The sequence below is a fragment of the Marinobacter salarius genome (assembly GCF_032922745.1).
Taxonomy (GTDB): domain Bacteria; phylum Pseudomonadota; class Gammaproteobacteria; order Pseudomonadales; family Oleiphilaceae; genus Marinobacter.
Genome location: NZ_CP136693.1, coordinates 2,729,692 through 2,748,447, shown reverse-complemented (window position 1 = coordinate 2,748,447; position 18,756 = coordinate 2,729,692). Strand labels below are relative to the sequence as shown.

The following is an 18,756-nucleotide window of genomic DNA, read 5'->3' as shown; positions in this document are numbered from 1 at the left end:
TTAAGAAATTAATCGCCCGGCATTAAGATATTTTGTAGATAGATCACAAAAAAATTAGTTAAACTTTCTACTAATACCGTACCTCAATATTTATATGAAAAAATAATAGAAAGCCGGGCACTTATAGCAAAATAAACTTAAACCGATCAATAATTAAATGATAGGTCGCTAAATATTTAATGCTCAGAAATAATATAGTTTAAAGTTATGGCTTTTGAAACCATATCAAAAAGAGGATACATATTTGATGCGCCATTATACATTGCTGCCTTATTGAGCACCGAATGATCCCATAGCTCACTAGATAGAAAATTAGATATATTCATAATCCAATCTTCATTTACAATGCTACGGAAACTATTCCAACCAAACCCGCGATCTCCATATCTAGACACCCTTCTGTAAACAAATTTTAGGGCATCATTCTTTTCCACAAGTTTCCTAATGCCACGGGAACCCTCCTGGATCAAAAGAGGTCTCCTGGCATTAGCCAAAGTTGCAGCCATTGGAAAATCAAGCAGTTCTGGCCTCAGTTTTCTTATTATTTCCTTATTGACTTTATTGTGAGCTCGGCTTGAAAACGAGGTTGATGAAATTGATTGTAGAAGATCTCTATTTGTGAATATATTTCTGAAATTGTGCCGACACGCAGAATTTGTAAGTTGTAGATTAATATATTGCCCGCCTCGGTGTTCGGTGTAAAATCTCTCAAACATTGCCTGAGCATCTATCATTCCCTGGTCTGCATAGCCTTGGAATACGCACTCCAAGCGATGATTAGACTCTTCAATGATTTTTCTAGAACGAAGTTCATCGGCCAGCCCACTCTCAAGAAACCAAAACACATTATAATTAGACATTTTCAAATATTCTAATATAGTTTCTTGATCGTGCAGATGAAGAGCATCATCCAAAAACGCACCTAATCCAATCATATGCATCAACAAAGATGCATATTTCTTTTTACCAGGTAAGGTATTTAAAGTTCCATAATGACCGCCTAAGACTTCGCCAAATGTACCAGCTGTTATAATCAGCTTATTTTCCCTGGCATGCAAACCAGCTTGATGCCAATGTGTAAACATTGCGGAGTCATTCTTTTTCAAATACGACGACACTAGGTCTGGACCAAAATCGGCAGGGGAAAAAGCACGCTCTACCAGAGCAAGATTGCACATCTCTGCAATATCTCTAACGATTGCCACTTCGCGGCTCTCGAGGTCTCCATGGGTATATAGAAGCGGCTTCTTTTGCTCAAGAACAGAAAGCAATAGCCTTGAATCCCACCCACCAGACATCATGACCTGAGTATCGCCAAACCCTTCCGCTTCAGCGCGGAAGATATCAATCAGATCATCGATGCTTGTTCTGTGTAAGGCTTCGCCAGTACTCCAGAAATTGCTCAACGAAAACTGCGAAATTGCTGCTTTATCGCCACCAAACTCTATCTTCAAACCACTATTTGCAGTAAGACGTGAAATGCCTTTGAAAAGTGAGTACGGCCCAAAAATATATCCTAAGCTCAGAAACTGATAGAACGAAACCCAGTCAACCCCATGACCAGCAAAGCTCCGCAGAGTATCGGAAACAAGTGCATCGCCTGCCACAGCTGAGTTGTCCAAGTAAACCGGAAACGAACCATAGCCATCGTTGAAAAGATAGACACAGCTTTCAATTTTATTGATCGCTATCAGGATCCCTCGCCCACCCCACAACTCGCTATGATCTCCGGATTCGAGCAAATCAACTACGCGTTCGAAGTTTGGTTGCGTATTTGCCTCGCCATACCAGACAAAAATCCATCTCTCCCGGTCTATTTTTGTCGCAATTTCACCATCAAAGCGGATTTCATAATGTGGGCCAACCGCTACTCTAGAAGAATATTGGCCATCAGCCGACCAGTGAGGGGTGGAAGTTTCGGTAGGTACGATGGAGAATACAGCCATAACCCGATCCTTGTATCTTGGCTACAATTTTACAAACTTGTCTCAAAATACTGCTTTTTCTTCAACTCATTTACAAATCGTTCCACGTAACTCACAGAAAACTCAACGTCATCCTCAAAGTACCTACGTAGCTGCATATCAATATCCTTTTGATAACGTTGATTGTGTCTATTTTCAATATAAATAACAACTTTCCCTTTAGTTTCTTGGACAGCTTTGTAGTTGAGAAGTATATTACTTTCTAAAGCTAGATTTTTGAACACATAATAAAACGTTAATGCTGGATAGGTTTGTCGGTAGCCATAGACGTTTGCACCCTTCCTACCGATGATATCTTTTATGAGTGGGTGGTTCCTACCGCAGGAACACGCCTCATTACTCAAAGTAATTATATCTCCCAACCTGTATCGGATGATAGGAAACGAGAAAGACGAAAGGTTTGTAACAAGCACTTCACCATCTTCATTTTTTTCGACGATGACATTCTCTATATTTACATGTATTCCACCTTCAGGGCACTCGAAAGCAATTAAACCTGCCTCAGCGGCTCCATATTCGCTCGTTATATTCTTTCCGAATGCTTTCATTGACTCAGGATGATATGCATCCAGAATCATCTCCGAGGTTCCCTTTACCATTTTTAGTGGAAATGGGCCCAAATCAAGCTCATTGACACACTTGGCCACTTCATGAATCATGCTAGAGTACCCAGATATATAGCTCGAATCATGCAACTTATGACAAAAACTTTTTATCTCGGACTCAGTATATCTAAATAAACGAAATCTATTCTGTATTGCGTCCAGAAGAGCAACCTTCCGTGACTGGGAAGCGTTTATATTATAACCCCATAAATACCCATTCTTTTCCCAAGGCTTTACGTCATACCAATCGTATGAACGCATAAGCGCAGCTCGGTTTATAGAATCCCACTTTTCGTTTCTGTAAAATGCCAGGGCTTCGCCGGACGTTCCGGATGTCTCTGCGAGTCGAAGCTTTTCATTCACGTTACTCGCGTGAATTGCAGAGTTTTCATTGATCAACGTAGCTTTATCCAGTTCTGGTAAAATACGAAGATCTGATATGGCTGAAAATTTTTCTGGGGCAAAGTTCGATTCTCGGAATATTTTTTGAAAATACGGCGAATTCTTACCGCAAAACCGAAGGAATTTCTCGGCATTCTCAATTTGAATTTGCTCGAGTTCCTTTCCAGAAAGCCATTCTGTAGATTTCAGATAGTCGTATTGCCGAAACAGAGAAGGATTTCTGACTTTAGCACCGGCTTCAAAAATCTTTCGAGCTAACGCTGAGTTCATAAACTACTCCTGTTCAGCTTTCTCGACCGGGCTATCAAATTGTCGAGTTCGTCTGAATACCGCTTTCCGATACTTGTATAGCTGTAATGATTTCGAATAAGTTGAGGACCCGCTTCTCTTAGACTCAACTCATAGTCCTTATTCTCAAGAAGATTTACAATCTCGTCCACATAATCTTTCGGTGTTTCCGCATATACAATCTCAGCTCCGTTATGAACCTTGATGCCTTTGCAAGCGAACGGATCGGCAATAATACAGCACCCACTTGCAAGTGCATCCAGTATCTTTAGCTTAGTGCCGCCACCAGTACGAATAGGGCAAAGATAGAAGTGTGCTCTCCAGAGATAGTCTCGAACGTCATCAACAAATCCGTGGATATGAAATGACTTGTCGCTTTCAGAAAGCTTTACCATTTCACGGGTCGGTCCCCGACCAATGACATCTACTCTCATGTCAGGAATACGGGCTTTGATCAGCGGCCAGATCTCCCGGATAAAATACTCCACTGCTTCGCGATTCGGATACCAGGAAAGTCCACCGACAATAACAATGCTCTTTTCTAATACTTCGACTGACGCATTTGGGTAAAAGTATGAGACGTTTACCCCATTCGGAACAGAGAGAAACCGACAGTTGGGAATACTTTCTGCCATAACCTCAGCATCATCGTCGGAGCAGGTAAGGTTGAGGTTCGACTGCCTACTGTACTCGATTTCACTCTTCAGTAACCGCGAAGCCTCATACCTGTAATAGAGGCGCTTTATTATGTTCTTTTCCGTTCTTGCCCTTGAGCTGAGCATCGCTGATTCAAAATTGTGGTGGTTAAGGACAATTGGAAGTCCCTTAAAAAGGTCGGCGTAAACGCAGAGACTAATGGTATCAATATGCACCACATCAAAGGAGAATTCTGAAAGAAGCTTCGATATGTATCGCCTAACCTCTTCCGATCTAAGCCACTCCATATTATAGGCGCTTCCACGGAACAACGCTTTTAATGCTGTCAAATATTGGCCTCCGAAATTCGAGTCTTCTGGAATATCAAATACACTTATGGAACCTACATGTTTCAGCAATTCGCGTGTGGCAATATCAATTGGCTCATCATGCTCAGGAAGACTTGCTGAAAGTAAGTCTGCTTGGTTAAATGCTAAAAGATTGATGTCATGATACTTTCCAACCTCTTTAACCATGTTGAAGGTCCGTTGTAACACACCGCCTTTAGGAGGGTATGGTATTAGGTGCGATAGCCAGAGTATCTTCATGATCTTCCTTGTCCCAACTTTCCTTTCACTTTTAAGCTGTTGTTTAGCGCTACAACAAGAGCAAGATGGACCCACAGAAACGGATAGTACGCCACTGTAACAAACTGGCCTGCAACTACAAAACCGAGTATGGAAAGATTCATACAGGTTCCAATTAGCGCTAGTCTATTATCGCAGTCCTCAGCCTTTAGTCCGTAGTTTTCGGCTTTTAGTCGTCTTCCCAATCTATATGCCATAAAAATAAAACTTAGAAAGATAACTAAACCCAGCATGCCGGCATCCGTTCCAATCTGAATAAATATATTATGCGGAAGTTGAGCTCTCTCAACTAACAAATCCTCTGGGTGGTATCGCTCAAAATAGGGCGCAAAATTATAATAACCAACACCAAGAACTGGATTCTCCTGAATCATTTCAATACCATTTTCCCAGTAGAGCAAACGCTGCCGCGAGGTTCCGTCTTCCCCCATCGTCTCAAAACGTTGTTTTTGCTCTTCAGGTAGAAAATTCCAAATAAGAGTGAGCGCTAGTCCAACCGAAATAAAAATTTTTGGATTGAATACATACCGATAGTTCATCACGACGAGCTGAAAAATTAGCGCAAGCTGCGCTCCACGTGAGCTGGCGCCCAAAATGACCATGATGGCTGTAATTGGCATAAGCAAAAGAGCGAGATACCAACGCCTAGACACATGTGGTTTTACGAAATGGGCAAATGCCCACGCTAGAGGCCAAAAGACGAGCATTTGTATCGCTAACTCACCTGAATTTTGGAAAAAGCCAGGAGGCCCCATTAACCCCCAATCCGTAAAGGAAAATCCCCGACTGGCCCAAATTATCGACAACGATAGCGACAGCTTAAAGGATGCTAGCAAAAATATACATATAAAAATAAAAAACCGACGACGAGTATTAACGATATTCACTATTATGAAATAAATAATTATCCACAAATAGTATTTGTCGATATTTTTATACGAAACATCTGGGAAATAGGCGAAAAAGCTAGATGCTATTATTACCAGAAAAAATATAATTAACAGGACATTAACCGGTGAGGATACCCAGCGAACCGTTTTGTCTGTGAAGCATCCAAGGATTGCCCCGATTACCGCCAACTGCGTCCAGGGAAGGATATCTATTACGGGGTAGATTGACTGAGGACGAACGTACTCAAGAAAAAAATACGCGCAGACCATCCAAAACGCAAAACTCTCACTTTTGAGATGTTGCCAAATAGGTCCAACGCGTAGCGAGTAGAAATCTTCATCAGTTATTATTCTACGCTTTTTAACCACAGATCCCTCGTACCGCCTCTATTACCCTCTGTTCGCAGCGAACAAAGAACTGCTCACAGCAATTATAGGGATCGTGGATATAGGGGTTTGGATGTCTGCAGTAGTTACCAGCGAGAACAACTGGATACTTCTTCCCAAAAAGTTCATGAAAACGATTGAGATGAGAGGGTTCCATCACTACAACGAAATCCGATTCATGGAATTCAAAATCCGTGATATTCTGGCTTCTATGCTCTTTAAGCGACAGACCTTGGGAGCTGGCAAAACTTTCTGCTCTTGGATCGGCGGGAAAGCCATAGGCACAACAGAATCCGCATGAAGCTGTTTTGCGCCCAAGACTACGGGCGTAAACCTCCGCAAGCGGGCTCCTACAAATATTTCCATCGCATATGAATACAATTCGACGATTTCTCTCTGGCGGCTCAAGGGTAAACTCCCGATATCTCCCAATTTGAGCTAAAAACCAATGTTTTATATACTTTAAAAAGCCACTTCGCGATCCAAACCATTCATAAACCAGACGGTCCAACGTCAAATCTCCCTTTTGGTAACCCTTTATGACTCCAAATAACTTGTTGAGCACCGTCGATGCCCCATCCTGAGCGTTCTTGTCCATGATTTGCCCCCGTTGGCCAGCATCTTACCATGAGCTGATTTTAATGCACTTCCATGGAATTTGCCGCCCTTATGCAGGATAATCACGCTAACAAACCAAAAATGCGACAAAATCAGGATGTTGCTATAAATGGATCACCGAATTCTAGTGTTTGACGGAAACCAGCGTGCTGCTCTAGCAGCCCTCAGATCACTTGGATCGAAAGGTCTTTGGGTGGCCGTTGGTGAGACAAGTCCAGAATCGTTGGCAGGGTCATCCCAATATTGCTCACATCGCCTGAACTACCCAGATCCTTTTGATAACCCAAGACAGTTCTTTGAAAGCGTCCTGTTTCAGATCGAAAAACTCGGCGTCACCTTTCTACTACCCATCACCGAAGCTACTACATACGTTTTACTGAAGTACCGAACGGAGCTCCCGGAGCCAGTGATTCTGCCCTTCCCGGGTACAGGCGCTGTCGAACAGATAGCAAACAAGAATGAACTATTCGCAATGGCGCAGCGTCTTGCGGTGCCCACGCCTCAAACGCTTGTATGCCGAGACGTACAGGAGGGCTTGGACGCCCTTGGATCCATCAATAATTATCCAGTCGTACTGAAACCATACAAATCGAAGATCCTGTTGGATGAGACAATAGTCTCTACGCAAGTTATTGTCGCTTGGTCAAAAGAAGAAGCCCTTGCGGCCCTGAAAAAGCACTCGTTCTTCAACTTTCCGTTTGCACTGCAGACCTTCATCAAGGGGCAAGGCCAAGGCATTTTCGCATTGTTTGATCGCGGCGAACCTGTCCGTTATTTTGCTCACCGCAGGATACGCGAAAAACCTCCCGGAGGTGGAGTCAGTGTACTGAGTGAATCCTCCGCAATTAATGAAAAATTAAGAATATCAGCTGAAAAGCTTCTGCGGAACGTTCACTGGCACGGAGTAGCTATGGTCGAATTCCGATTCACTGAGGATGGGATCGGGTACCTGATGGAAATCAACCCGAGGTTCTGGGGCTCACTGCAACTCGCAATTGATTCTGGGGTTGATTTCCCCTGGTTGCTGTACTTGATTAGTACTGGTAGACAAGTCCCGACGGACGACTGGAAGTATCGCCGCTTACGATGGCTTCTAGGGGATTTGGATAGGCTATATTTAGTACTCAAAGCGCCCTTATCAACCTATTCTATAAGGGATAAGATCTTTGAGACCCTTCGATTTTTAAAGCCAGGCTTCCATACTCAGCATGAAGTCAATCGATGGAATGATCTCTCCCCGGCCTGGTTTGAACTTAAGAAATACCTCCGTGCACTGAAGAAATGACGACAGACATGTACCAGCCCTACGTTATTATTCTTGCCAACGGTTTGAATGGCCTCGGCGCAGTTCGCTCCGCCGCCCTCGCGGGCTTGAAAACTTATACCCTGCTGACCAACAATGCTGATCTATGCAATTATAGTAGATTCAGTCAATATCGCTTTCTTTTGCCAAAAAACCCTTCTTCGGGGGACCTTCGTCTTATTCTTGATCAATTGTACAGAAACGAAGGTGGAGCAGGTGTTCTGTTTGCCTGTTCAGACTTCGGAGCTGAGCTTCTTAGTACGCTAAAACTGGAGGGTTATTCCAGGCAGCACCTGATCGTACCCTCTTCAGATACAACCGCAGTTCTAAACGACAAATATCTGGAATGCAAATACATGGAAGAAGGAGGAATTACCCTTCCGAAAACCTATTATTGCCTAGAGGCCGACTTTCCCGAGTCTTTTCCCCTGCTTATTAAACCGCGAACCTTTCGGGATTATGAACTGCTGGGGTCGAAAAACCGTGTTGTAGCCTCTCTATCCGAACTAAATGCGTTCAGAATGGAGTTCAGTCAACGTCTGGACCGGTTTATTGCTCAAGAAATCATTGAGGGGGCCGACGATCACCTATGGGTGTGTAATGTGACCTTTGATCAGAATCAACAGCTCAGCGCTTGCTTCGTGTTCAAACGCCTCGGGACAATGCCCTCTCACTATGGGGTTACCTCTTTGGCGATTAGCCAAGACAACCATACGCTTCGTGACGAATGCGCAAAAATTGGAAAAGCCCTGAATTACACGGGCCCCGCGATGATCGAGTTCAAGAAAGACCGAGATTCCGATTCCTACTTCTATATTGAAACTAACCCGCGACTGGGAATGTGCAACTGGTTTGATACTCGGTGTGGAGTCAACAACATTCTGGCCTGTACTCAGGCAGCCTACGGCGATGAAATGGTGCCTGTACCCCAGAAAAACAATATCGTGTACTGGAATTTCTTCGGGGATTTAATCGCCCGACTTGAAGACAAGGAACGATTGTTTTCTATTGTCTTCCGCTATGTGGTGCTGTTGCATCGCCGGCGTATTGGTGCACTGCTTTATTGGAAAGACCCACAACCGGCCTTTCGGTATGCCTGGGCTTCAGTGAGGGACATTGTTCAGCGGGTAAGGAGAAAGTTACGGCAGAAACTTGGCTGAATCGGCGCGTTCTCTTTTAGTGCTTCAAGCCGATTGACGATCTGGAGGAAGTCGCCAGTGGTTTCGGGCAAGGAAAACCGGGGGAGTTCATATTGGCAATAGCCGTGTTTGATGTAATCCGGCACCGTATTGAATGCCATTTTAAAGCCAGTCCGTTTCAGTTCCTCTATATCGACGGCATCGTAATCCGATAATCGGCCAGTCGGATAGGCGAATACTTCAGGTGTATACTTCAGTTCCTGTTCTATTCTTCGGCGGGCGTCGTTGATCTCCCGGTGTTTTTCTTCTAGCGATAGCGCTGAAAGGATACGGTGTGAGTATGTGTGGGGATAGACTCCATGCCCCCTTTCATGCAGTGATCTTGCGTCGTCCCAGGACATTGGCCGGTATTCCGGGGGAATCGTGTCGGGGAAATCAACCTCCAATTTTGGGTAGAACTCTGCATGTAGCCACTGATAGATACGTTCCTGATTGACGACCTTCAGGGCATTCCGAATCTCGCGGGTGGTTCGTTTTACGCTGGTCTCAGCCAGATTAACGGAATATTCGCTACCAGACGGGAGCCGGAGGTTGGCCTCTCGGATGCTGGTAAGATTCGCCGCATACGCTATGTGATCATCCCAGGGCCAGAGCTGCATATCCAACAAGCCGGTGATGACAAAGAAATTCAGCGGGAAACCAAACTCATCAAACACGCTGGCAGCAACATCGTGGTGATCAGCAAAGCCATCATCAATGGTAAACATAACAGACTTGGACGGGACCGCCCTGCCCTCATCAAGGAATAGCCAGAGCTGATCCATGGTCAGCACCCGGTATCCTCGCTGGGAGAGATAGCGAAGATAGCTCCGAAGCCTGTCAGCCGTCATTTCGCCCGGCACATCATCATTGCCGTTGGTGACCCTATGCACCATGAAGACGGGCACACGCCCGGGGCATAGCCACCGATAGAGGCCTGTTTCGCCCACGAGATTTGCGACCTTCAGAATGACAGACTTCATTGTCTCGCCCCCTGCATTGAAAATTTCAGCGCTGTGTGTAGCGCTCGTACAGTCCCTGATAGGCGTGCAACATACTCGCAAGGCTGAATCGCGTCTTCGCACTCTTCAGGGCCTGCTCAGTTACCTGCTGTCTTAACTCGCGGTTGTTGAGACGCTGAATAGCGCTGACGATTGCGTCGGGATCTCTGATGGGTATCAAGAGCCCGGTTTTGCCGTCGGAGATTATTTCCTCAGGGCCACCACTTCGTGTCGCAATAATAGGCACTTCAGCCATCATAGCTTCAACCGTGGAGATTGAGAATCCTTCGGAGGTAGATGGCAAAAGGAAGATGTCTGCCTGCCGAAGAACGTCGACTACGTCTTGCCGAAAGCCGAGCCAGTGAATTCTGGGTTGCTGCGCCGAACCAGCCATCTGTTCTTTAAGCTTCTCGAACAAAGCTGGGCGCTGATGGCCCACAACGACAAAGTGGGTGTTCGGATCCAGATTTACCATTTTGACAGCGGCATCGACCAGGTGATCATAGCCTTTGGCGGGGCGGATATTGCCAATTGAAACCACCAGATTCGACTCTGGAGGCAGGCCCAGCTCTTCTTTCAGTCCTGACGCGGGAGCCCTACAGAAAAGCTCGGGATCGACGCCATTGTAAATCAGGTGGAGCTTGCGGGCCGGCAGTGAACTCCGCTCGGCGAGTTCTTCCTGCAGCCGTTTCGACACACACACGATGGCTGACGCACCACAGCCGATAATGCCGAATTTTGCCCGCAGAAATCGCTCTCCCGCCGCAACATCGACTGCGCCGTGGAAGGTGGCAATCATTGGCTTTCTGTAGATCAACGCTAGCAGAGCGCCGTAGACATTTGAGCCCAGCAGGTGAGCGTGAATCAGCTCAACGCGCTCTTCAGCCACCAGGCGTCTCAAGCCACCGATGTAACCGAGATTGAAACTGCCCTTGGAGTTGATGAAACGGGGCGTAATTCCAACCGCACGAACCTGGTCCGCCACCCACCCCTCGCCTCGCAGTACCACAACATTGCGAAACCGGGTTTGCTGAAGTTCTTTCAGCAGATTGATGAAAACGGTTTCAGCGCCACCGGGGCCGGTGGTATCAATGAGATGCAGAATGGTCTTTGTATCCGTCCCTGCCATGAATTCCTATCCTCTGATCCAGTAGAGAGCACGGAACAACGCGCTTTTAACCAGCATTACGGTGAGGAACTGATAACTCTCGGTTGCGATCCGTGTTTTATAATTCTCTTTCTTGCCTTGCCCTGCAAGCAGGTCAAACCGGTGCGTGTCACACTCGCTGAACGCCTCCTCAATGGCGTAGCCCAGGTGCAACGTGCCAAGTGACAGCTTTTTGTGGAAGTTCTGCTCAAAGCCTGCCTGGAGGTTGTAAACCACCCCTCGATACCAGACGTTATAGAGCAAAGAAACAATGTCCTCCCCGCAGAACAACGCCGACAGAATCGGTCTCCCGCCTTCCTCCTCGATGCGGGACAGAAATGTCTTATGGAACGCCAGGCTTTTTTCTGTCACACAGTCTTTCTGCCAACGCTCTCTGTGGAACCCATTCAGTGCCTGGAAGAATGCGTCCGGATCCCTTGGCCAGAGGTTCTCTTCACGCGAAGTCGCCAGCGACTCAAATAACTCGCGGCGATTGTAGAGCTTCAAGCGACTGTTGGGCCCGAGTGACGCAAGATAGTCCTCGAACAGCCCCGAGGTAGAGATCGCATACCCATCGTCAACGGCGGTAATCCGGAATGCCCAATCGTTAGTGGCAGCTATTGTGACCAGGGCGGAGAGATCCTCAGACCCGGTGCGCACGTCATTGAAAACGGCCTCAGTCCAGTCACTGTCCTTCAGATACTGCTCTATCGACTGAACCAGCGGTTGGCCGGTCAGGTCCGTGGAAAACCGGTTGTACTCGGTTCTTGGTGTTCTCAGCTCACGGGAGCTGGTACCCACGAACTGTATCGAACGCACAGGCAACAGGCCCTTCAGCCGGTATCTGGATTCGTACAGGCCAGATACCTCTCCGTCCCACGGTCTCACAAGCCGGAAGCCCTCCTGGTGCCCCCAGGTATCCCACCAGGCACTCTGCCACGCCCTCGTCTGGAACAGGCTCATTACGGCAGGGCCTTGACGATGTGGGGGCCAAGCAGGTTCGCCATCCAGACGGGCAGGCGCTGCCAGGCTGCAATCATCAACCGGAATTTGGGATTACCAGGGTTCAGTGCCGGGAGTTTTTGCCCTTCCGGCAACAGGTAATCCCAGTACAGTTTGATGGGCTGCGCGCCCCACTGCTGCTTGAAGCGATAGGTGCCAGCGTCGTGGCTGCAACGCCCGAAATCGAACACCTCAAAGCCTTGCTGAATCGCGAACTCAAGCACCTTCCAATACATCACCATATTGATACTGGTATGGTTGTACTTGCGCAGTGTCGACGCCCAGGGAATCTCCATCCTGCCCTGGTAACCGGTCAAAAAGGCGCAGCCAACAGCCTTCCCGTCTATTCGAGCGACCACCAGCCACGCATTCCCCTCCAGGGTATGCAGGAGGTTTCGGAAAAAGTCCCTGCCGTAGACTGGTGTACCCAGATCACGCATATTCACGGAAAAAACGCGATAGAACTCGTTCAGCAGTTCCGGCCCGCCAATGCTTAACTCCGTTATCTCCCGCTCACCACGGCGGATCTGTGCCCGCAACTTGGGCTGGAAGCTGGTCCACAGATCGTCGGTATTATCGGGCAGTGGTAGCCAGAAGGTGACCTTGTCCGTACGTTGAGGAAGCCCCAGTTCGTTATCCTGGCAGAAACGCATTTCCAGATGACTTGCTGACAGTTCCTGCCGCCAACGCTCTGCTTCGTCGAGCAGGCCCTTGGCTGCGCTGGGGTGATCTGCCAATACGCCGCCATAATTGAAGTAAGGCATTGAAACCAGAAAGTTACCGAACAGGCGGCTGTTCAGTTGCACGACAGGAAGGACCCCTACGATTTCCCGCACACTGTTATAGGCGCACAGAAAACGGGTTTTATGGCCGTAGGTTTTGTCGATAAACGTTGATACGGATGGCTTGTGCCAGACGGACGCTGCGGGGTGCCTGGCTACATAAGCCTCTGCATCGTGAAATCCGGATGCATCACATGGTTCTATCGAAATCGAGGGCCCAGCGGTGGCATCACCGATGGCCCGAGGAATGGCGACCGGTTGCGGAGCCCACTTCGCAGGCGATTGGGCCTCACTAAGTTGCTGCTTGACGAGCTTCTGGAGCTGTTTAATTTCGCCAGAGACGTGCTGCAGTTCCGATATTAACGCTTCGGTGCTTTCACCGGACTTGCGAGCCTCGCCAACCAGTCGGCTGAGCTTCCCCTTGGTGCCCTTGAGTTCTTCCAGCCGTACCTTGGAGGCCTTTATATCCGGGACCGGTGTCTCCATTCCCATTGCGCTATCCTTAAAACAACAGTCAGACGGCGACGGCCCTGGTAGGTATGTCGATACCTGAGAGCACATCCGATACCGAGCCGAAACGGAAGTCTCCCAGCAGCCGTTCCAGTCGATGCATGCACTTATCCAGATTGTTGTAGTGCCGGAAGCGGGAGAACGCTTTGACGTTCAGCCGTGGCTGCCCGGTATCGATCTCCCAGGGGTGCAGGTAGAAAATAAACGGCTGTCCCGCCCGGTTGATCTTGCCTAACCCCCAGTGACTGAGCCAATACGGAAATAACCTGAAATAGCCGCCTCCCGCGATGGGCAGTCGATATTTTCCGATGGGGCACGTCGACAACGGAAATTCGGTAAGGGTTTTACCGTTGGGCGCTTGTAGCAAATAGGGTTCATGGGGTGTTCCCGGCATGCCGTAGCGGTCGTGGTGTACTGGGAAAATTGAGGAATCCCACGTAAATCCCTCGTCACAGAGGATATCGAGCGCCCAACGGGACTGTGCCGTGATGGAATAACTTGCAGCCCTGTAGCCGGTTATTGGCTCGCCCGTGATGTCTTCCAGGATTGCCTTCGATTTATGGGTCTCCTCCCGGAACACCTCGGGGGTCTGCGTATAGACCAGTTGATGGCTGTATCCATGGCTGGCAATTTCGTGGCCTGCCTGCTGGATCTTCCTCACCAGGCCGGGAGAGCGCTCGGCAACCCAGCCCAGTGTGAAAAAGGTGGCCTTGACGTCCCGCTCGGAAAACAATTCTAGCAATCGCTCGGTGTTGGCCTCAACCCGATACTCCATGGTTGGCCATTCGTCGCGGCTGACGGCCTCCGCAAGCGCAGCCACCTGGAAATAGTCTTCAACATCAATCGTCAAGGCGTTCTGTCTCACGTCGGTAATGCTCCGGGTGCAGAATGAATACTGAAATTATGCCACGTCAGAAAAAGCGGTAATCCAGGCCCAGTGATACCCAGTTTTCATCGTATTCACTGGTGCTGAGGTCACTTGATTCGGATGTATGGCCAATCCTGCCGGTGATGCCAAGATCACGGGTAAGCTCGTAGGTCAAACCCACTTCCAGGCTGATGGTCTCTTCGTCGACATCATCCTCATCAAACGATTGATACTGATATCTCGCGCTGGACTGGAGCGTCAGCAATGGTAGAACGGGGCGCTGGTAATTTACCGCCAGGCCCAGCCGGTCTTCTTTTTCGTCCACCCGGATGTAATCAGAACGGTTTGCAAACACGTTGACGTTAAGTTGCGATGAGTCGCTGAACTGTCGCCTTATACCGGTATTAATCGCAGTGACTTCAACCTCGCTGATTTCCCGTAGATCGAACACAAAGTCGTCAAACCGGATGTCAAAGTCCGAAGTCTGGTCGGTAAATTCCCTGCTTCCGTTGATATAGAACGTTGTTACCGGGTTAATTTGCCGCTCAAGCGAAATATCACCAACTAGACCGTCGCTCGATGTTGAGTTTCCACCAAAGCTGCTTTCAATCTCACTGACACCCACGCTGCCAGACAGACTCGTCGTCGCCCAGGTCTGTGAAAAATCGAGACTGACCACATCGGTATCGATTTCGGCACCGGTATCAAATTCAGCCTGATTGGTTTGCACACTGACACCACCGCTGAAGGTCGGGCTGAACATTCGGCTCCAGCCAACGGAGCCGATATATCGGTCACTGTCCGTTTCTTCGGGCTCTTCGAATTCCGTATCTTCGTACTGCAGGGAAAAGCGCAGTTGATCTACGTTGCTCAGCCGCAACGCGTATACAGGGCCGGTGCGAAACACGTTTTTTCGAGTGGTGTTGTCCGGAGTATCGTTACCACGGGTGTCCCTGGTGACATCCCGCAGGTTATCAGCAACTTCCCATCTCAGGCCTGTCGTCAGTTCACAGTCGCCCTGGAAGTCCAGGGTTGTGTAGGTTTCCGGATCATAGGTTGTGTCATGCCAGATACCGTAACCGAGATCCGCATAGGTGTTCGCTTCACATTGGCCAGGATCTGTCTGGTGGGAAAGCCTGAGGTTTGCCCTGGTTTCCACATCGCTTATTTCATTATCCGAATCACGGGTTATGTTATCGCTGTAGCGGTTGGTCAGGCCACCCGACAACGTCAGCGGCTCTGCCAAAACTGGTTGACTGGGTAACACACAAAAAGCCAGGGCGGCAGCGGTAATCGATGGCGGGCACTTCCATGGCCCGATCAACTTAGCCATTGATAACAGCTCCCACAAACTTCTCAGCGTGAAACGCTCCAGCGGCCTGTTCAATACCGTCCGCTGTCATGCCTGCGTGAGGAATGACCAGCATGGCGTAATCGCAAAGTTCGGTCAGTATCCGCGCGTCAGGCGATTCGGTAATCGGCGCGGTATCCAGCACGATAAAACGATCCGGGTAACGGCGGCGAACAGCCTGCAGAAACTGCTTCATTCTGAAGGAGGTGAAGAATTCACCAGGCGTTTCCCTTCGGCTACCAGCGGGAATCAGACGAAGCCTCGGAATACCTGTGGGGTATAGGATTCGGGCTATATCGTAGTCAGGATCATCCAGAAAATCCGTCAAACCCGACTCAGGGACGATATCCAGGGTGGAATGAAGAGCCGGTTCCCGAAGGTTGCAGTCGATTATCAGAGCCGTTTTCGCTTCGTCAAACGCGAAGGCGGCCGCGAGGTTGAGGGCGACAAAAGAGGAACCGGCGCCTTCCCTTGCTCCACTGACGACAAGGGTGAAGTTATTGCCGCCTGATTTTTCAAGCAACTTGGTCCGCAGATTACGGAAGTGGTTTACCAGTTTCCGATTGCCGGACTCAGGATAGATGATTCGCCGCTCGTCCAGATCATCCGGCGAGAGGCGGCGGGGTTCCTGCATGCGGACGATCTGTTTGCTGATGACGTACTTGTCGACACTGCCTGCACCAAGCTCAAGCGAACTTGGAACAAGCATCCGTGAATCATCCCATTCTGAAAACCTGTCCTCACCGCGACTAAGCACTTCTGGCGCATTGTTGGGGGCTGATGAGCCAACATTGCCCTCAGCTTCCCGGTTCATCTTCTCTGACTTCCACTTTTCGAAATCAGACAACACGCTGTCTTCGGGGGAGGCATTCTTTTCCTGATCTGCTCTGGAATCTGCCATTAAATCACTCCAAACACAGAAGCCAGTGCTACTGCGATGTATGCTGTGGCAACCAATATTGCCATCACCACAACTGCCACGGTTACCTTACGGTCCCGGCGCTTCTCGAAAGGAGTACGCACTTCAGGAAGATGCTCCAGCACCGGAATGTCCAGAACATCTTCAAGCTGTTCCCTCGAGCGGATACGCGGGTCGACCTGCAACAACCCTGCAATGGCACCAAAGGGTGCGACTGCACCGAGAAGCAGGCCCGCCATCGCGAACATTGAGAACTTTGGCCCTGTCGGGCTTGTGGGGTATTGCGCAGCTTCGTTTATCTTATAATTCAGGCCCTGGCCTTCAATATCCAGATGCATCGAAACACGGGCTTTCTCACGGCGTTGCAGAAGATCGTTGTAGATTTCCTTGTTCACTTCCATGTCACGTGTGAGTTCGGAATACTGCGCCTTGTTTTCCTGGATACGCTCCATGCGCTGCTTCTGTTCTGCAATCAATCGCTGAATGGAACTGATTCGGGTTTCAACGGTTTCGATATCGGTATTGGTTGTCACCAGCTTGGACCGAACTTCTTGATAAACCGGGTTGGGTACACTTTCATTGCCACCGGAGTCGTTGGAAACATCCTGTTCCGCAAGTGCCTGCTCCCTTTGTTTCCTCAGTTCCTGCAGTTGCTCTCTGAGTATCACAATATCTGGATAAGTGTCGTGGTAACGAAGCCGTAGCGAGTCCAGCTGCTCCTCCATGGAGTTGATTCTCTCATGGTAAGAGTCCACGGTCCGCCCCTGCCTTAACGTACGGTCAACGCCTCTGAGTTCCCGCTCAAGCGCCTGGGCACGGGTTTCGAGCTCTTCTTTTTCCAACTGGGCCAATTCGAGGCGGCTTTGCAGGTTCGACAGCCGCGAATTGGCATCCGCCTCCGTCCCATCTACGTTCTCGGACAGGAACTGCTTAAGGCGCTTTTCAACTGCGGCAATCTGTTGTTCGTAGCTCTTGACCTGTTTATCAATAAAATCATACGCAGATCGGCTTTCTTCACGCTTTCGCTTGGCATTCTCTTCAATAAACGCCTGACCCAGTTTCTGAGCTACCCTGAATGTTTTGAGCGGAGACGACGACGAATAACTGATACTGAAATAATTATCGCCTCTTGGCACAACAGACATACTGTATCGGAGGCCGTTGATGCGGCCTTCCAATGCTTCAGGACCAATGTTGCCGGCGTTTTCGCCATAGATCTCGGTATCCATGGCAATGTCTTCCAGCACACTTCTGGACCCTAGCAGTTCCCTGGCAGCGGACACCTTTTCGCTGACTTTTGTTGCAACAGCCCTGCCTTCCATGAGCGGTTGGATAATGTTTCTGTCATCAACAAAAATAACGACCTGAGACTGGTATTTATAAGGCCACAGGAAACCTGCTGCCAGCACCGAAAAGCTGACCACAACGAACATGAGCAAAGCCAGCCATTTGCGCGAGCGCACCTCCCGCACGATCTCTTTCGGTAACTGGTTAATCGGAAGTGCCATAGCAATAGTCCGTTATTTCAGAAAGCTCAGCAGAAAACCACAGCCTCCACCCAAACCGGGTTAAAGACTTCTCTCTGGTACTGTCAGGATATCTCCCGGCCGCAATTTATAGTTTGTCGATATATCCCCACGTGAAAGGATTTCGTCCAGCTTTACCGGAATGGCAACGACTTCCCCATCAAGCGTCCGATACAGCACCGAATTGTTCGGGGACGCAAACGGGGTCACACCGCCAGAAGACAGCACCATGTCAAGAACGGTCATACCCGCGCGGTGCGGAACAGACGTGGGTTGCTGGACGGCACCGGTTACGCGAACCCGGTCGGTGAATTCGTGGCTCCCCATGCTGGTGACAACGATGCTGACCTGAGGTTCCCTGATATAGGCGGAGAGCTTGCTTTCGATATCATTCGCCAGCGCATCCGGCGTACGGCCGGAGGCCTGTACATCACCTACAAGCGGCACGGATATTTTGCCATCCGGCCTGATAGGGACCGAAATGCTCAGATCCTCATTTCGCCAAACGGAAACCCGCACCACGTCTGTAGCGCCAAGAATGTACTCATCAACGCTGTTGGTTGTGTCAACAGCCAGAGCGCGCTGGATCTTTTCAGGAGATGACGTTGTGGGGCCTGCACAACCCGAAGCAAATACGATTGCGGTAACGGAGAACACTAACCCCAGGAGTGAATACTTCGATGACATTTTAAGTCCTCTCTACAATTCCTT

16 protein-coding genes are annotated in these 18,756 nt (G+C 49.0%); 2 read left to right on the top strand and 14 right to left on the bottom strand.

Features of this window, described 5'->3' with window-relative positions:
* Window positions 1-176: 176 nt before the first annotated feature.
* From R1T46_RS12710 to R1T46_RS12690, 5 genes are all read right to left on the bottom strand, one after another.
* The gene (locus R1T46_RS12710) at window positions 177-1,946 is read right to left on the bottom strand and encodes a hypothetical protein (protein ID WP_317305648.1); all 1,770 of its coding nucleotides are present in this window, start codon (window positions 1,944-1,946) and stop codon (window positions 177-179) included.
* Between the two features lie 29 nt (window positions 1,947-1,975).
* Window positions 1,976-3,262: a hypothetical protein gene (locus R1T46_RS12705; protein WP_317305647.1), complete on the bottom strand. Its 1,287-nt coding sequence runs from the start codon at window positions 3,260-3,262 to the stop codon at window positions 1,976-1,978.
* Complete coding sequence (locus R1T46_RS12700) at window positions 3,259-4,452, bottom strand: glycosyltransferase family 4 protein (protein ID WP_317305646.1); 1,194 nt, start codon at window positions 4,450-4,452, stop codon at window positions 3,259-3,261. The genes R1T46_RS12705 and R1T46_RS12700 overlap by 4 nt, the downstream gene beginning before the upstream one ends.
* Before the next feature lie 68 nt (window positions 4,453-4,520).
* Complete coding sequence (locus R1T46_RS12695) at window positions 4,521-5,822, bottom strand: O-antigen ligase family protein (protein ID WP_317305645.1); 1,302 nt, start codon at window positions 5,820-5,822, stop codon at window positions 4,521-4,523.
* Window positions 5,815-6,438 carry a hypothetical protein gene (locus R1T46_RS12690; protein ID WP_317305644.1) on the bottom strand — a complete coding sequence of 208 codons (624 nt, stop codon included), beginning with the start codon at window positions 6,436-6,438 and terminating at the stop codon, window positions 5,815-5,817. Before R1T46_RS12690 ends, R1T46_RS12695 begins: the two co-directional genes overlap by 8 nt.
* Window positions 6,439-6,567: 129 nt before the next feature.
* Here R1T46_RS12690 and R1T46_RS12685 point away from each other — a divergent pair, with 129 nt between their 5' ends.
* Window positions 6,568-7,743, top strand: a complete 1,176-nt coding sequence (locus R1T46_RS12685) for an ATP-grasp domain-containing protein (RefSeq protein ID WP_317305643.1) — start codon at window positions 6,568-6,570, stop codon at window positions 7,741-7,743.
* An 8-nt stretch (window positions 7,744-7,751) separates the two neighbouring features.
* Window positions 7,752-8,921 (top strand): hypothetical protein, encoded by a 1,170-nt coding sequence (locus R1T46_RS12680; protein ID WP_317305642.1) that lies wholly within the window; start codon window positions 7,752-7,754, stop codon window positions 8,919-8,921.
* Here R1T46_RS12680 and R1T46_RS12675 read toward each other — a convergent pair.
* Genes R1T46_RS12675 through R1T46_RS12635 form a run of 9 tightly spaced genes read right to left on the bottom strand, consistent with a single transcriptional unit; the run spans window position 8,882 to window position 18,732 of the window.
* On the bottom strand, window positions 8,882-9,922 hold the full coding sequence (locus tag R1T46_RS12675) for a polysaccharide deacetylase family protein (RefSeq protein ID WP_317305640.1): 1,041 nt from the start codon (window positions 9,920-9,922) through the stop codon (window positions 8,882-8,884). The two genes, R1T46_RS12680 and R1T46_RS12675, sit on opposite strands and share 40 nt — an antisense overlap.
* 25 nt (window positions 9,923-9,947) lie before the next feature.
* The gene (locus R1T46_RS12670; protein WP_317305639.1) at window positions 9,948-11,069 is read right to left on the bottom strand and encodes a glycosyltransferase family 4 protein; all 1,122 of its coding nucleotides are present in this window, start codon (window positions 11,067-11,069) and stop codon (window positions 9,948-9,950) included.
* 6 nt (window positions 11,070-11,075) lie between these two features.
* Window positions 11,076-12,050, bottom strand: a complete 975-nt coding sequence (locus R1T46_RS12665; protein ID WP_317305638.1) for a GNAT family N-acetyltransferase — start codon at window positions 12,048-12,050, stop codon at window positions 11,076-11,078.
* Window positions 12,050-13,363, bottom strand: coding sequence for a FemAB family XrtA/PEP-CTERM system-associated protein (locus R1T46_RS12660; protein ID WP_317305637.1), 1,314 nt, complete (start codon window positions 13,361-13,363; stop codon window positions 12,050-12,052). Before R1T46_RS12660 ends, R1T46_RS12665 begins: the two co-directional genes overlap by 1 nt.
* A gap of 22 nt (window positions 13,364-13,385) precedes the next feature.
* The gene (locus tag R1T46_RS12655; RefSeq protein WP_407070159.1) at window positions 13,386-14,246 is read right to left on the bottom strand and encodes an XrtA system polysaccharide deacetylase; all 861 of its coding nucleotides are present in this window, start codon (window positions 14,244-14,246) and stop codon (window positions 13,386-13,388) included.
* Between the two features lie 46 nt (window positions 14,247-14,292).
* On the bottom strand, window positions 14,293-15,582 hold the full coding sequence (locus R1T46_RS12650; protein WP_317305636.1) for an outer membrane beta-barrel protein: 1,290 nt from the start codon (window positions 15,580-15,582) through the stop codon (window positions 14,293-14,295).
* Window positions 15,575-16,501 (bottom strand): polysaccharide biosynthesis protein, encoded by a 927-nt coding sequence (locus R1T46_RS12645; RefSeq protein ID WP_317305635.1) that lies wholly within the window; start codon window positions 16,499-16,501, stop codon window positions 15,575-15,577. The genes R1T46_RS12650 and R1T46_RS12645 overlap by 8 nt, the downstream gene beginning before the upstream one ends.
* Window positions 16,501-18,027 (bottom strand): XrtA system polysaccharide chain length determinant, encoded by a 1,527-nt coding sequence (locus R1T46_RS12640; RefSeq protein WP_317305634.1) that lies wholly within the window; start codon window positions 18,025-18,027, stop codon window positions 16,501-16,503. Before R1T46_RS12640 ends, R1T46_RS12645 begins: the two co-directional genes overlap by 1 nt.
* A gap of 60 nt (window positions 18,028-18,087) precedes the next feature.
* Window positions 18,088-18,732, bottom strand: coding sequence for an XrtA/PEP-CTERM system exopolysaccharide export protein (locus tag R1T46_RS12635; RefSeq protein ID WP_317305633.1), 645 nt, complete (start codon window positions 18,730-18,732; stop codon window positions 18,088-18,090).
* Between the last annotated feature and the right edge of the window lie 24 nt (window positions 18,733-18,756).